General features: G+C 44.9%; 15 protein-coding genes. All 15 read right to left on the reverse strand.

From position 1 onward, the window contains the following. Positions 1–103: 103 nt before the first annotated feature. The 15 genes from recO to rpsU all read right to left on the reverse strand — a co-directional run bounded on the left by recO (position 104) and on the right by rpsU (position 14,349). Positions 104–856 carry a DNA repair protein RecO gene (gene recO / locus PPM_RS17685; RefSeq protein ID WP_016324557.1) on the reverse strand — a complete coding sequence of 251 codons (753 nt, stop codon included), beginning with the start codon at positions 854–856 and terminating at the stop codon, positions 104–106. 42 nt (positions 857–898) lie between these two features. Further along, positions 899–1,036, reverse strand: a complete 138-nt coding sequence (locus tag PPM_RS28710) for a YqzL family protein (protein ID WP_013372137.1) — start codon at positions 1,034–1,036, stop codon at positions 899–901. Between the two features lie 515 nt (positions 1,037–1,551). Next, complete coding sequence (era, locus tag PPM_RS17690) at positions 1,552–2,454, reverse strand: GTPase Era (RefSeq protein WP_013372139.1); 903 nt, start codon at positions 2,452–2,454, stop codon at positions 1,552–1,554. 45 nt (positions 2,455–2,499) lie between these two features. After that, on the reverse strand, positions 2,500–2,874 hold the full coding sequence (locus tag PPM_RS17695) for a diacylglycerol kinase family protein (protein WP_016324558.1): 375 nt from the start codon (positions 2,872–2,874) through the stop codon (positions 2,500–2,502). Next, positions 2,874–3,371 (reverse strand): rRNA maturation RNase YbeY, encoded by a 498-nt coding sequence (gene ybeY / locus PPM_RS17700; RefSeq protein WP_013372141.1) that lies wholly within the window; start codon positions 3,369–3,371, stop codon positions 2,874–2,876. Before ybeY ends, PPM_RS17695 begins: the two co-directional genes overlap by 1 nt. Positions 3,372–3,426: 55 nt before the next feature. Beyond that, the gene (locus PPM_RS17705) at positions 3,427–5,673 is read right to left on the reverse strand and encodes an HD family phosphohydrolase (protein ID WP_013372142.1); all 2,247 of its coding nucleotides are present in this window, start codon (positions 5,671–5,673) and stop codon (positions 3,427–3,429) included. 95 nt (positions 5,674–5,768) lie between these two features. Continuing rightward, positions 5,769–6,740 carry a PhoH family protein gene (locus PPM_RS17710; RefSeq protein WP_013372143.1) on the reverse strand — a complete coding sequence of 324 codons (972 nt, stop codon included), beginning with the start codon at positions 6,738–6,740 and terminating at the stop codon, positions 5,769–5,771. Between the two features lie 6 nt (positions 6,741–6,746). Next, a complete protein-coding gene (yqfD, locus tag PPM_RS17715) occupies positions 6,747–7,940 on the reverse strand; it encodes a sporulation protein YqfD (RefSeq protein ID WP_013372144.1) in 1,194 nt (397 codons plus the stop codon). Then, positions 7,937–8,230, reverse strand: a complete 294-nt coding sequence (gene yqfC / locus PPM_RS17720) for a sporulation protein YqfC (RefSeq protein ID WP_013372145.1) — start codon at positions 8,228–8,230, stop codon at positions 7,937–7,939. Before yqfC ends, yqfD begins: the two co-directional genes overlap by 4 nt. Positions 8,231–8,568: 338 nt before the next feature. Further along, positions 8,569–9,978 carry an amino acid permease gene (locus tag PPM_RS17725; protein ID WP_013372147.1) on the reverse strand — a complete coding sequence of 470 codons (1,410 nt, stop codon included), beginning with the start codon at positions 9,976–9,978 and terminating at the stop codon, positions 8,569–8,571. A 424-nt stretch (positions 9,979–10,402) separates the two neighbouring features. Further along, positions 10,403–10,981 (reverse strand): hypothetical protein, encoded by a 579-nt coding sequence (locus PPM_RS17730; RefSeq protein ID WP_013372148.1) that lies wholly within the window; start codon positions 10,979–10,981, stop codon positions 10,403–10,405. Between the two features lie 44 nt (positions 10,982–11,025). Beyond that, positions 11,026–12,027 carry a flotillin-like protein FloA gene (gene floA / locus PPM_RS17735; protein ID WP_016324559.1) on the reverse strand — a complete coding sequence of 334 codons (1,002 nt, stop codon included), beginning with the start codon at positions 12,025–12,027 and terminating at the stop codon, positions 11,026–11,028. Positions 12,028–12,070: 43 nt separating this feature from the next. Then, positions 12,071–13,438, reverse strand: coding sequence for an NfeD family protein (locus PPM_RS17740; protein WP_013372150.1), 1,368 nt, complete (start codon positions 13,436–13,438; stop codon positions 12,071–12,073). A gap of 277 nt (positions 13,439–13,715) precedes the next feature. After that, entirely contained in the window at positions 13,716–14,159 is a 444-nt protein-coding gene (locus tag PPM_RS17745; RefSeq protein ID WP_013372151.1) for a GatB/YqeY domain-containing protein, read from the reverse strand. 16 nt (positions 14,160–14,175) lie between these two features. Beyond that, the gene (rpsU, locus tag PPM_RS17750; RefSeq protein WP_005547957.1) at positions 14,176–14,349 is read right to left on the reverse strand and encodes a 30S ribosomal protein S21; all 174 of its coding nucleotides are present in this window, start codon (positions 14,347–14,349) and stop codon (positions 14,176–14,178) included. Positions 14,350–14,434: the final 85 nt, after the last annotated feature.

Raw genomic sequence — 14,434 nt, forward strand, 5'->3', positions numbered from 1 at the left:
GAATACGTCTCGTTACTTTCTCGTTCAATGCATCTGCTCCCAAAGGAGATATATAGTAGGATATTACACGTTTTCAGTGATACAGTCAAGAGAACACCACATTTCACATGTCGTACTTGTCAAGCTGATCCAGGAAATTACGGGATTTCAGCTTGACCTCCAACTGCATATCCATGAACTGACGCATGACATGTTTGATCTCCAGCTTGGTGGAGTCCTTCACGTCGATATTGCCGAGTCGATTCAAATCTATTTGGGCGAACAAGCGCAGCAACTTCAATGTACGCGGAGCAACACTTAACGCAGCCGGATCAAAATGCTTGTAACCCCGACACAAAACCCCACCTAACCTCGGACTGATAAACATATCCTCATCAGCACATTGTTGACCGCTTGAAATACAAGCATCAAGCTGAGGTGCATATCCGGCCGCCTGTAATATTTTAAATTCATAAATACTCATGACGATCAGCGGATCTTTGCCACTCTCCAGTGCCTCCAAGCAGGCTTTAAGCTGCTTAAACCAAAATGCACCTGTTTCCTCATCCTGTAACACCCGATCGAGCAATTCACAAGCATAGGAAGCGTAAGCAGCCTTTGTAATATCCTCGCGCAGTGTATGGTGGGATTGGATAATTTCACCGGCATTCAACGTGCCTAAGCCAGTGTTGCGAAAAAAAACAAATTCACCGTACGTAAACGGCTGCGTTAAAGCGGCATGACGGCTTTTGGATTTTTTCGCGCCTCTGACTAGCACACCTACTTTGCCTCCGCTTTCGGTGCAAAGCGTAATAATTTTGTTCCCCTCACCGTAATCCATGCTGCGGATGACGATTCCTTCCATCCTGTAAAGCATGCTTCTTCCCCCAAACATTCGCGAAGAAGCCAGTGGTTCGTATTATTCACGGGCTTCTTCATGCTCGTCCGACTCTCCTTCATCCGTGTCTTGCTCCCTTGTCACGGCGCTCTCCCTGTATAACAGATACGCACCGACATCTCCAGTCATCGCAAAATACTTCCACGAAAAATCTCGCAATCGTATTCATCCTTTCTTAGGAAATGGCGTCTGCATCTCAAAAATAGGATGATGCGAATAGAGGGGAAGTATGTGATGAAATAAATGGATTACGTTGAAAAAGGCTACTGTGTACGGTCTGGACACCGCTTTGCAAATGATTTGATCTTACGATCGCTGTTACCCCTGAATTTATTTTATCCTATGAGAAAAGGAGTAAATTCAGGGGTAAAGGCGAACGCTGACGCTTCTTCAGATTCAAATCCTTCGCTCCGCTACAACGTGTACGCAGTTATAATAACTCTTTTAAAAGCACTCCTTATTTCATCACTGGAAGAAAAGGGTAGGTATAGCGAGAAGTTAAGCGCCGCACAAGAGCGGCGCTTGGAATGACCGAAAGATTTAATTTATACGTCAGTGGTAGAGTCGGACGGCTTTTTTATGATGCCTACAACAACTATGCATATTGATTAATATCAATTTTAGTCTGTATAATCCTTTGACAACCAAAGTGATCGTAGATATGATATCTACTTTTAGGCGTCGCGATGGAAGCCCAAGTCACGAAGGACACGTTCCTGGTTACGCCAGTCTTTTTTGACCTTAACCCAAAGTTCCAGGAAAATTTTGGAGCCTAGCAAGTTTTGGATATCTTGACGGGCTTGTTTACCTACCTCTTTGAGCATGGCTCCCTGTTTGCCGATAATGATTCCCTTCTGGGAATCACGCTCTACAAAAATAACCGCCATAATATGCACTACACCATTCTCCTGCACTTTCATGTCTTCAATCATAACCGCAATAGAATGGGGTACTTCCTCACGTGTCATGTGCAAAATCTTTTCCCGTACCAGCTCAGCAATGACAAACTGCTCTGGATGGTCGGTAATTTGGTCATCAGGGTAATATTGCGGACCTTCTGGCAAGTATTTTTGAACCTGATCCAATAGGGTGTTTACATTATTGCCCATTTTGGCCGAGATCGGTACAATTTCCGCAAAGTCATACAGCTTGCGATACTGCTCAATCAGGGGCAACAACGCTTCCGGCTCGATACGGTCAATTTTATTCAATACCAATATAACTGGTGTTTTTACTTGTTTAAGCTGTTCCGCAATAAAACGGTCGCCTCCGCCTAAACCTTCAGCAGCATCAATAAGAAAAAGTACCGCCTCTACTTCACCCAACGAATTAAAAGCGGTCTGATTCATATAATCGCCCAGTTTTGACTGGCGCTTGTGAATCCCCGGTGTATCCAAAAATACAATTTGTGTGTCCTCTGTGGTATATACGCCGTGAATTTTATTCCGTGTCGTTTGGGGCTTGTCTGACATGATGGCAATCTTCTGCCCAATGACATGGTTCATCAATGTTGATTTTCCGACATTGGGTCTGCCAACAATTGCGACAAAGCCAGATTTAAAGTGTTTCTTAGCCATTTTATTTCCTCCAGCGCGATTAAGCACCTAATTTTTATTTTTTCATTAAAGCAGCTGACTCATTAACGTCAACAAGGGTCTATAAAATACAAATATGCCAATAATTACAGCAAAAACCGCTGCCAGGAGCACGGCTCCGGCGGCGGTGTCTTTAGCCGCTTTGGCCAGCGGATGAATATCAGGTGAGATTAGATCCACCGCTGCTTCAACAGCGGTGTTGATCAGTTCGGCTACAATGACTATGGCAATGGCCAAGCACACGAATAACCAGTCGAGCCGGGAGATGCGCAGAGTTAGACCCGCTACAATGACAAGAAGCGCCACAACCACATGTATCCGCATATTTACTTGCGTACGCAGGGCGTATATCACGCCTTCTGCGGCATAGCGAAAGGTCATTCTCCAAGGCTGACGTCTCATTACCGTGTCAACCCCACTTGAGCCAGCACAGCTTCCTGCTTACCCATCATTTCAGCCTCACTTGCATCGTCCTGATGATCATAACCTAACAGATGCAGAAAACCGTGAACAAACAAAAACCCGATTTCACGCTCAATTGAATGTCCATATTCTTCGCTTTGAGCTTGCGCTGTCTGTACAGAGATAATAATATCCCCCAGAACATCCGGTACATCATTTAATGGATTATCTTCCGTCGGTTCGTAGATAATTTCAAGCTCTTCATCCAGTGTTTCCTTCATAGCAAAAGACAACACATCAGTGGGACGATCAATACCGCGATAATCCCTGTTCAACTCATGAATTTGATCATCATTCACGAAAGTAAGGGCAACCTCACCGTCTGTAACCCCTTCCGCTTTGCCAGCCTGCTCTAATAAGGTGTTCAGCAGCGTGATCAACGATTCGTTAATTACCATATCGTTTTGTTCATTATTCCAAGCTAATTGAAGGCCCATGCCAACCGCTCCTTTTAATTCTAATGCTTTAGCTGTGCTTCATGCACAAGTAATACTAAGCTTTTCCACTTTCGGGCTTAGGTCTTTCCTCTGGATATTCAATACGGGAATGAAAAATCCCCATTACTGTTTCCTTGAGAGTTTGGGCCACGATATCAAGCTCCCTCATGGTCAGCTCACAGTCGTTAAACTGGTGATCATCAAGACGGCTCTTAATAATTTTTTCAATCATAGATTCTACCTGCTCCACCGTAGGTTTTCGCAAGGAACGAACTGCTGCTTCCACGCTATCAGCAATTCCTACTACAGCAGCCTCTTTCGACTGAGCCTTCGGTCCCGGATAACGGAAATCATCCTCCGTGAAGTCAGGCTCCACTCCCCGCTCTTCCGCCTCACGCAATGCCTTGTGGTAAAAATAGTGCAGGAATGTCGTTCCGTGGTGTTGTTCGGCTATATCACGAATCGGCTTGGGTAGCTTGTAATCCAATTGCATTTCCACACCGTCACGAGCATGGGCTATAATGATGGATTTACTCAGCTTGGGCTCTATTGTATCATGCGGATTTTCCATCCCATTTTGATTTTCAATGAAGTACGAAGGCCTTTTGGTTTTACCAATATCATGATAATACGAACCAACCCGGCACAACAACCCATTTGCTCCTATAGCCTCCGCTGCAGCCTCCGACAGATTACCTACCATTACGCTATGATGATATGTGCCAGGAGTCTCGGTAAGCAGCTTGCGGAGCAATGGGTGATTGGGATTAGACAATTCAACAAGCTTCAGTGCAGACAAGATGCCAAAGGTGGATTCAAAAAACGGCATTAGCCCTATAACAAGGATCGCTGTAACCAGACCGCCTGCAAAGGCAAAGGCTACCCCATAGAGTGTCGTTGTTTGAGTCCAGTTCCCTTGGTCAATCAGAGCCAGAGAAAAAACAGCCAGAGCCCCGAACAGGCATACCATGATAGCTCCCTTGAACAGCGTTGAACGCTGGCTGGCCCGGTGGGTGGAAAAAATCGACGCCAGACAGACCACAAGGGCAAAAAATCCAAAATTAAAATCAAAAATCTGTCCCTGACGGACATTCAAAATAACACTTGCCAATATACTGAATATAACGGCACATACGAATGCCAGCGACATGTCAAGCAACAGCGTTACAAGCATAGCTCCAAGCGCGATAGGCGCCAGATAGCCGAGATAGGATCGTTCACTAGTCTGCAGTATAGAAATTAACAGCATCGCCCCCACTGTAATCACAAAGATTAACACCAGCATGAGCAACTGTGCATTATTATACTTGAAGTTTCGTGTTCGTGATTGAAATTGACGAATATACATAAACAGACCCAATGCCAGCATCATGGACAACATCAGCAGGCCGAATTGTGGCCAATAGTTGATTTTATCCTTGAGCAGCTCGTTCTCATCAAGCAGTGTATAGATTTCCTGGGTAATAATCTCACCCTTTTTAACGAGCACTTCACCCTGTTTAATGTAAACTGTCGGTGTATCTTCACGAGCCTGTACTTTAGCGTCCTTCGTAGCTGTATCATCATAAAACTTGTTGGCTGTAATCACAAGCCGTGCAAGTTCCTGAACAACCTCCCGGGAGGTACGTTTGGTAAGCGAGCTTGTACTCACGCGCTCAGCTACCTTGGCTCGGGCAGTCTGGGCATCCGTAATTTGATCATTCATCAACCCTGTCACAATCTCACGGGCTACGGGCCGCATTTCGGCAATATCCTCAGATGTAAGTCGCGGAATTTTGATGTATGTCTCCTCTGGGATTCGGTACGTTTGCTCTTTCGTTTTTTCCAGTACCTCATCCAGCAACTTATCTGGATAGGCATCCGCATTACGGCTGTTGTTCACAAAATTTTGCACAAATTCCCGTGCACGTTGAGGAATCTCATCCTTATAAATCGAAATCTTGTCCGCTCTGGAGACCTGATCATCCTGATTTAGCCGTTCAATTCGATCCAAAATACCGGTAATCAGGTTATCGTTGCGGATCGGTACAATGGTATACATAGGATGCACGCGCTCAGCAGATTCCTCTTGGGCCTTCAAAGTCGCCTTACTGTTAGGAAGCTGCATTGGAGCGACAATTTCCTTTTCACTCGGTTGATTCACCCGGATGTCATAGCGTTCGGGAAGCAGCTTGGATGCAAAACCCACATAAAAAAGAACCACCAAAAATAAAAACAGAAGATAGCGTGTCGCCACGCTATACTTCCATCCATTCATTCTATGCTGGAACGTTTTTCCTTTAGATAATTCCTTCGAGGTCATCTAAAACAATCCCTCTCCATCATCTTTTTCAAGGCAGCTATGCTGCTCATTGTATTCGTTTTCTGATCATACACACTATACTCGTGCTTAAGGGCTTATGCTTGATTTTCAGCAACACGGTCATAAGCGACGATGATTTTTTGAACCAGGGAATGACGAACAACATCCTCTTCCGCAAACTGGACAAAGCCTATTTCGTCAATCCCTTTTAAAATCGCATTCGCTTCAATCAGACCGGATTTTTTGCCACGAGGTAAATCAATTTGCGTAACATCGCCGGTAATAACCATTTTGGAACCAAAGCCAAGTCGAGTCAAAAACATTTTCATTTGCTCCGGTGTAGTGTTTTGGGCTTCATCCAAAATAATAAATGAGTCATCCAGCGTACGACCCCGCATATAAGCCAGTGGCGCAATTTCTATCAACCCGCGCTCCAGCGCTTTCGCCGTCTGTTCTGGCCCCATCACATCGTATAGGGCATCATACAGCGGGCGTAAATATGGATCAACCTTTTCCTGTAAATCCCCAGGCAAAAAGCCCAAGTTCTCACCAGCTTCCACCGCAGGACGAGTCAGTACAATACGCTTGACTGAACCTTCCTTCAGGGCAGCTACGGCCAGCACTACAGCCAGATAGGTTTTACCAGTACCCGCCGGGCCAATCCCAAATACAATATCGCGTTTCTTAATCGTGGTTACATAGTGCTTCTGTCCAATCGTTTTGACACGAATCGGTTTGCCCCGAAACGTCGTCGTAATTTCTCCCTTGAACAAATCAAGTAACTGATCAGCGCGCAGATCTTTTGCCAGCTCAATCGCATAATGGACATCCCTTTCGGTCAGTATATACCCATTACGAATTAACTGGAGCAAAACATCGAACAATTGTTCGAGCACTTCTACTTCGTGAGCATCACCAAAAACATTAATTTCTGCCTCACGAGATGCTATTTTTGCTGGAATAGCTGCTTCGATCAATTTTAAAAAGGAATCCTGCGGGCCGAATAACGCCTGACCTTCTCCCGCACTGTTCAATGCAATTTGTATGCTGCGTTGTTGTTCTGCCAAATAGCCTCATTCTCCTTGGTTATGAACTAATGGAAGTTCTTCCGCAATATCCTGTTCCACTTCAAAAAGTACTTTCATATAAACTTTACCATTCTCTCTCTTCTCATGCAAAATTTTTTGGCTCATTATTTTCGTTCCTTTGCCGTATTTAGCTAAAATATCTGCGCGTGCGCCTTCTATTCCTGACATTTTGGCTTCTGTTTCCGTTAACTTCTGCTCTTGTATCTTTGTCTCCCTCACACTTTCATTCATCCAACCCATCGGAAGTTTGTAAGAACGCCATGTTAGCGGATCATGCTCAACGGTTGTTTTATGTGTAGAATAAGGTATTTTTCCATAGCCCCACAATTGTATCGCACGGTTGCCTAGCACCAGATACAAGCGATCGTGACTATTACCTGTATATGTGCTGCTGCGTCGTACCATGGGACTACTAATTTCATATTCATGCCACACAAGCCCCTTAATCTCTCCTTTGGCTACGACCTGTTGCTGATTCTCCTCATCTCCAAGCGTTCCTGAAATGAGAATAGCTCCTTTTTTGACCCGCGTATTTTTATGCACAACAGGACGGCCCTGCTCGGCAAAAATTTCAGTGACCACCGCGTCCGCCTTGCTGATAAGATGACGTGGACTGTAGAGCGACGGGGGAGTAGGCTGTGAAGCTTCAACAACCTGAATTGTCACTAAGGTCCCCTGCCTTTCCACACCGATCCAGGATGCCTCTGGAAGCTTCTGCATGAGTGCGCGTGAAAGCTTGTCCTGGCTGGAAAGACGAAAGCTCCATTGAAACGGATAAAGCCCCTCCTGTCGGGCTGCTTTCAGAATAGATTCCGTTGGGAGCTTATCATTCCCCTTCACTTCAATGTCCCAGATGAGCGATGACATCAGCAGGAGGCCTATCCAGAACAAGGCCAGTCCTGCGAGAAAAAATTTACGTTTGGCGAGTCGTACTGCAGTGAAGGGAAGTCCTTGACGCTTGAGAACATGCATTTTGCAGCCTGTCCTTCTCAAAAGCGGACGCAGCAGGAAGACGTGCGGCAGCAGAAGGTTCATTTCTGCATGTCTAGTACCTATTGGCCGCACGTTCCAAACAGGTATATGATGATCAGTGAGTAAATTAATGAAAGCTTCCACACTTTCGCCCTCGACAGCTAGGGTAACCGTGCCACGCAGCTTTGCTAAAGCGGGATGTTTCACGAGCCTTCCTCCGTTCCTTCCATTTGAATATCCGTAATATGTCCCTCTACACTTACCTGGTCTGGCAGGATAGACGTAATGATTAGATCATGGCCTGACACTCTTAGTCTGCCTTGCGCAAGTGCAAGTACGAGCTGGTCTGGCGTGAAATCCACCACACCCCGGTGATTCTCTACATAAAGCTGGCGGCTGCCGATGAGGGTTAACCGCGGCAGGTCAAATAGAATGTCCTGCGGAAGCTCCAACGTCTCGCTGGCCCACTTTCGCAGTTTGCGGCTCATCCGGCTCATACGGCGAAATCTCCTTTCCTGTCATCAAAATAACTGTTATCCAACGGCAAATAATTATTTTGATGGCAGCTATGCTGCTTTTTTAATCGCTTGTTATTACCATTCGGTTTCATCCTATATCTCGATCATCACTGGATGCTGTTGTACCAGCGTCACAGATATCTGTACTGTACATTTTATGATCCAGTCATCGCATTTATGAGGCTAAACTTACAATTCGTAGCAACTGCAATATTAAAGAGGAAAAAGACCGTACTTTCTAAAATTCACATAAAAAAAGACAACCTCGTTTTCATATCAAAACAAGGTTGTCTTTTTAATTTCACAGTATGAAATGGTTAGTTTTCGGAATCCTGATTCAAAAGCGAGTTTTTTCTGGAGTATAAAAAGTAAACGGCAATACCAATAACAAGCCAAATGATAAAACGAATAAACGTTTGACCATTCAGATTAAGAATAAGCACCCCACATGAAATGATAGCCAGAATTGGAATAAATGGAACCCCAGGACATCGGAAAGCTCTTGGCAAATCGGGTTGTGTTTTTCTCATCACTATGACAGCGACCGAAATCAGAATAAATGCCGATAAGGTTCCAATGTTCACCAAGCTTGCTAACTCATCCAGCGGGATCAACCCACCCATTAATGCAGATAAAGTACCAAAAAACAAGGTGTTAATATAGGGCGTTTTATATTTGGAATGAACCTTCGACAATACTTTAGGAACTAAGCCGTCACGTGACATCGCAAACATAATACGGGTTTGACCATATAGCATTACCAGCATGACCGTTGTCATCCCCAAGATGGCTCCGATATCCACAATACCCGCCACCCAGTTCTGACCGGCAACCTGCAAAACCAATGACACAGGATGGGAGATACCTTCAAATTGCATATACGGCACAATACCTGTCATAATCGCGCTAACAATCACGTACAAAAGCGTACAAATAGCAAGTGAGAAAATAATGCCACGCGGTAAATCACGAGCTGGATTTTTGGTTTCTTCAGCGGCTGATGAAACGGCATCAAAGCCAATGAAAGCAAAAAACACAAGGGCTGCGGCTCCAAACACCCCACTGAACCCAAATGGCATAAACGGTGTCCAGTTGTCTGGCTTTACATATTTAATAGCCACAATGATAAACAATAAAACGACAACAATTTTAACAATAACCATGATATTGTTAATTCGTTTGGATTCTTTTATCCCAAAATAAAGCAAGAACGTGATAGCCATCAAAATTAAAAAAGCTGGAAGATTAAAATAAGTAGTTTGGTCTTTTAAAGCTCCTGGCGCAGCAGTGAATTCAATCGGGATATGAAGACCAATTCCTTTCAAAAAGGATACAAAATAACCCGACCAACCTGCAGAAACAGCGCTGGCGGCCAACATATATTCCAAAATTAAATCCCATCCGATTATAAAAGCCAATAGCTCTCCCATCGTAGCATATGTAAAAGTGTAAACAGAACCGGATACTGGAACAGTGGAAGCAAACTCGGCATAAGCCAGTGCGGCGAATAAACAAGCGAGCCCCGCGATCACAAAAGACAATACCAAGCCCGGTCCAGCCGTAACTGCTCCCGTACCTGTCAAAACAAAAATCCCCGTTCCAATAATGGCTCCAATCCCAAGCATTGTTAAATCGAACGCACCCAATTCCCTTTTAAGTGCCTTTTCTCCCCGTGTAGCGGCGATCAGCTGATCAATATTCTTCTTTCTGAACAAGAAATTCCCCATCCATCCCATCCTCCTAAACATAAATTTTTACTTTTTTTGTATAACCCTGTAATATCACCTCGATATAAATCAAATTTTAGCTAAATATGGGGTAAATTTTCATAAGTTCTATCGTTGTGAACATTATATATAAAAAAGAAAAAATGAAAACGACTTTTGGAAAGCTTCGTTCACATTGTTACATTTGATCATTTTTCACGAATATATTTTCACAAATCAGATCCCAAACTAGACAAAATGCCGTCTTTTTAGATGACAGTAAATGTGAGAAAAATGTAGCATATATGAGATCTTCACATTCGCTGTCAGGTAATTAGAGCATTTGCCGTTAAGTCTTTTTTTATTCCAGCATGTTTATGTATCGCTAAAAACATCGTAAAAAAAGATCCGCCACAGCCAAAGCCGTGACGGATCTACGATTATTTTAGCGTCTTCCTCCATCCATGTAACGCTTGGAACGCGGAGGCCCTAATATCTCTGCCCAAATTACACCTCTGCGTAGGTCAGCTGCATTCACTGTACCACTCTCTTGCGAAGTTTGCTCTAGCCCATCTGTAATTTCCTCCGAATCTCTCGCATTGGATATACGATCGAGACGGGCTAAAACCATCCTTCGCTCTTCTTCCATAATACGAATTCGATCCTCTAAAGTCGTACCGTTATCTAATGAATCCTGGTCCATCCGTTCTGCCTTTTCCAGCCCGTCTCCTACTTCTTCTATACGACGAGCTTCGATCACCGCACGTCGCTCATTAGGAAATTGACGTTGCAATTCTCCAGTAACATCTTGCTGACGTCGCTCTTGCTCAGGTTCCGTTGTGAAAGGTCTGGGCGAGGTCGAGGACCCGCGCGAACCATGATCACCACCAAAAGTAGGCATACCTTGCCGCCGGGGAGATTTCCGATCTCCGCCTTGAATGCTTTTCCCCAAGAAGGACACCAGCGCAAAGCCAATCACGATCAAGATATACAAATGGTCAAAGATCCAGCTGATAAAGTTCATCACTCACCGCCTAACTGCCTAATTCATAGGCTACGTCCCGTTAGTTAATCCCGGCTTTTGTTATCATTTCCCGAGTTCTCATTCGGTTTGCCTAAGGAACTACGCATTTGCGTATCTGCCTCAATATTTTTTAAATTCATATAGTCCATGACGCCAAGTTTACCGCTACGTAGCGCTTCAGCCATTGCCAGAGGCACTTCGGATTCGGATTCCACCACGCGTGCTCTCATTTCTACGACACGTGCCTTCATTTCCTGTTCTTGTGCTACAGCCATCGCACGCCGCTCTTCGGCTTTTGCCTGCGCAATACGTTTGTCAGCTTCCGCCTGCTCTGTTTGCAGGAAGGCACCGATATTTTTACCTACATCAACGTCTGCAATATCAATCGATAAAATTTCAAATGCTGTCCCTGCATCCAAACCTTTGGACAATACGGTTCTCGAAATGGAATCTGGATTTTCCAGCACGTCTTTATGCGAGTTACTGGAACCAACCGTTGTTACGATACCTTCACCAACCCGAGCAATAATCGTTTCTTCTCCGGCACCGCCGACGAGCCGATCAATGTTGGCACGCACCGTAACACGAGCTTTAACTTTCACTTCGATACCATCCTTGGCGACCGCAGCAACAATAGGCGTCTCAATAACACGCGGATTAACGCTCATTTGGACCGCTTGCAGAACATCCCGTCCCGCAAGATCAATCGCAGCCGCACGTTCAAATTCAAGCGGAATATTAGCCCGCTGCGCGGCAATCAACGCATTGATCACTCGGTCAACATTCCCCCCTGCGAGAAAATGACTTTCCAGCTGATTGATATTCAAGCCTAGACCAGCTTTGGTAGCCTTAATGAGGGGATTGACAATTCGGCTTGGCGTGACACGCCGCAACCGCATAGCTACCAGCGTAATGATACCGATCCGAACACCCGAAGCCAACGCCGAAATCCACAGCATCACCGGGAAGAAACTAAAAAACACGCTCAATACAATAATCGCTACTACGGCAATCAGCAAAATGCTGACAATACCCGATTCGAACACTCGCATCATCCTCCATTAATCTAATTCTTCGTTGTTAGCTTGCTTAGACACTTGCGTCTGCCTTGACCACAATTCGCCCGCCTTCTACTTTGGATACGATAATCGGCATATTCGGGGCGATAAACTCTCCATTCGTTACAACATCCACTCGCTCATCAGCGATTAGCACCGTTCCAGCTGGACGTAATGGGGTCAGACTGACACCCCTCTGACCTAGTAACGTTTCCCGATTCACAACCGAAGAAAACCCTTGGTCAGCCGTTAAACGTTCCTGAAGTATAAAACGGTTCCATATCCCTCGGTCCTTAAAGACAACTGCGATGATCGCCACCACGGCAACAGCCCCTGCAAAAGCAATCCCCAAAGATATAAACGCATGCTGCATGTTGTATGCTGCACGGACTACACCCGCGACAAGGCTGATGGAACCCAAAATACCCAGAATGCCAAAGCTTGGAATGAACATTTCAAGGATAAGCAGTGCCAGACCGATAATGAACAACAGCCACGTCTCCGAACCTGCAAAGCCAGCGATATAATTACCAAAGAAATACAAACCAAATCCAAGTACGCCCAAAATTCCCGGCACACCAAAGCCAGGTACAAGCAGCTCAATAACTACACCCGCGATACCAATAAATAAAAGCAAGGTCTGCACGATCGGATTGGTCAATATCTCGGCTGCTTTTTCAGCCCATGTGCGCTCCACACGGATTACATCATCTGTACTGTAGCCCATCCACTGAATAACTTCTTGTTCCGAAGATGCAATGTGATCCGCATACCCCAATTTCAGCGCTTCCTCACTGGTTAAAGAAATGATCTGGCCATTTTCCTTATTAAAGTTCATCTCCGGGATAGATACAGTCGTTTTGGAGTCGACCATGCCTCTAGCGATATCAGGATTGCGTCCGCCAGCTTCTGCGGCAGATGCCATGCTACTCTTCCACCAAGCTATCGTTTTGGGGTCTGTAATAGCATTCCCCCTGCCGTCTACTAACGCGGCTGCTCCGATAATACTCCCCGGTTTCATAGCAATCTTGTTAGCACTCAACGCAATATAGCTACCCGCTGAGGCCGCTTCACCTTTTATATAGGCTACGGTCGGAATAGGACTGTCTTTAATCAGTTTGCCCAGCTTTTCCGCTGTATCTACCCGTCCGCCAGGTGTGTTAATATCCAGTAAAATCAGACCTGCTTTAGAATCAACTGCTTCTGCAAATCCACGCTCCATAAATTTGCCCAGACCCTGTTCAATTTCCTGATCAACTGGTATAACAAACACAGCTCCACCCTTTGTTTGAGCCAGCGCTGATCCAGAATAAACTAAGGGTAACAACAGAACGGATATCATAATCCACAACGTTAAAAAGATCAATTTGCGGCTGGAGTGGTGATGTTCTCTATGCATTTCTTTCCCCCCTTTCAATCTCTCCTTGTTACAGCATACCAAACTTTGTTAGACAAACTATACAGTTTTCAGGATTTAATGTGAAATTATTGGGTATATTGCTAATCCTGACGCCTGTCAAATACTTTACGCCCCTAACAGGCATCACGTTTCACACAATCATAGAAAACGTTTTCAAAAAGACGTCTTCCACCATTCTATTTTGGCAGGCATCACACATATAGAAATAACACCCTCTGTGAACAGAGGGTGTTGTGTTTTCCTGTTTGTCGCAGGTTTATTGCAGAAATTGCTGAACCGCTTGGTTCACGAGCTTACCGTCAGCACGACCTTTTACCTTAGGCATCAAGGCCGTCATTACTTTCCCCATCTCGGCTTTCGAAGAAGCACCGGTTTCCTGGATGGTCTGCTGTACAATAACTTTAATTTCTTCTTCAGAAAGTTGTTCAGGAAGGTACTGAGCGATGATCTCTATTTCTGCTTTAGTGCTTGTCGCAAGTTCATCACGACCGGCTTTTTCAAACTCATGGAGGGCATCTTTTCGCTGTTTGATCTCACGACTCAGAATATCAAGCACTTCGTTGTCGTCCAAATTCCGTTTCAAATCTATTTCAAGATTTTTAATCGTAGAACGAACCATTCGAATGGTGGAGAGTTTGAACTTGTCCTTACTCTTCATTGCTTGCTTCATATCTTCGTTCAATCGTTCGCTCAAATTCATGATTACTTAGATCCTCCTAGAACTTTCTCTTACGAGCAGCCTCGGACTTTTTCTTGCGCTTTACGCTTGGCTTTTCATAATGCTTGCGTTTCTTCACCTCAGCCAATACGCCATCCTTAGCAATGGAACGTTTAAAGCGACGAAGTGCAGCATCAATTGTCTCGTTTTTGCGAACTTTAGTTTCAGACACCAGTTTTCCCTCCCTCCGACCAGACCGTCCAAGAGCAATAACACGGTTCATCAAATTTTATTATAGGTGAAACGGAAACCAGGTG

It is taken from the genome of Paenibacillus polymyxa M1, assembly GCF_000237325.1.
Classification (GTDB): domain Bacteria; phylum Bacillota; class Bacilli; order Paenibacillales; family Paenibacillaceae; genus Paenibacillus; species Paenibacillus polymyxa_C.

Excerpts from the sequence above, each read along its gene's own strand:
- PPM_RS17740 (WP_013372150.1), bottom strand. The coding sequence starts at position 13,438 with ATGCATAGAGAACATCACCACTCCAGCCGCAAATTGATCTTTTTAACG.
- PPM_RS17730 (WP_013372148.1), bottom strand. The coding sequence starts at position 10,981 with ATGAACTTTATCAGCTGGATCTTTGACCATTTGTATATCTTGATCGTG.
- PPM_RS17725 (WP_013372147.1), bottom strand. The coding sequence starts at position 9,978 with ATGGGGAATTTCTTGTTCAGAAAGAAGAATATTGATCAGCTGATCGCC.
- era (WP_013372139.1), bottom strand. The coding sequence starts at position 2,454 with ATGGCTAAGAAACACTTTAAATCTGGCTTTGTCGCAATTGTTGGCAGA.
- PPM_RS17705 (WP_013372142.1), bottom strand. The coding sequence starts at position 5,673 with ATGACCTCGAAGGAATTATCTAAAGGAAAAACGTTCCAGCATAGAATG.
- yqfC (WP_013372145.1), bottom strand. The coding sequence starts at position 8,230 with ATGAGCCGGATGAGCCGCAAACTGCGAAAGTGGGCCAGCGAGACGTTG.
- ybeY (WP_013372141.1), bottom strand. The coding sequence starts at position 3,371 with ATGGGCCTTCAATTAGCTTGGAATAATGAACAAAACGATATGGTAATT.
- PPM_RS17745 (WP_013372151.1), bottom strand. The coding sequence starts at position 14,159 with ATGAATTTGAGCGAACGATTGAACGAAGATATGAAGCAAGCAATGAAG.
- PPM_RS17695 (WP_016324558.1), bottom strand. The coding sequence starts at position 2,874 with ATGAGACGTCAGCCTTGGAGAATGACCTTTCGCTATGCCGCAGAAGGC.
- recO (WP_016324557.1), bottom strand. The coding sequence starts at position 856 with ATGCTTTACAGGATGGAAGGAATCGTCATCCGCAGCATGGATTACGGT.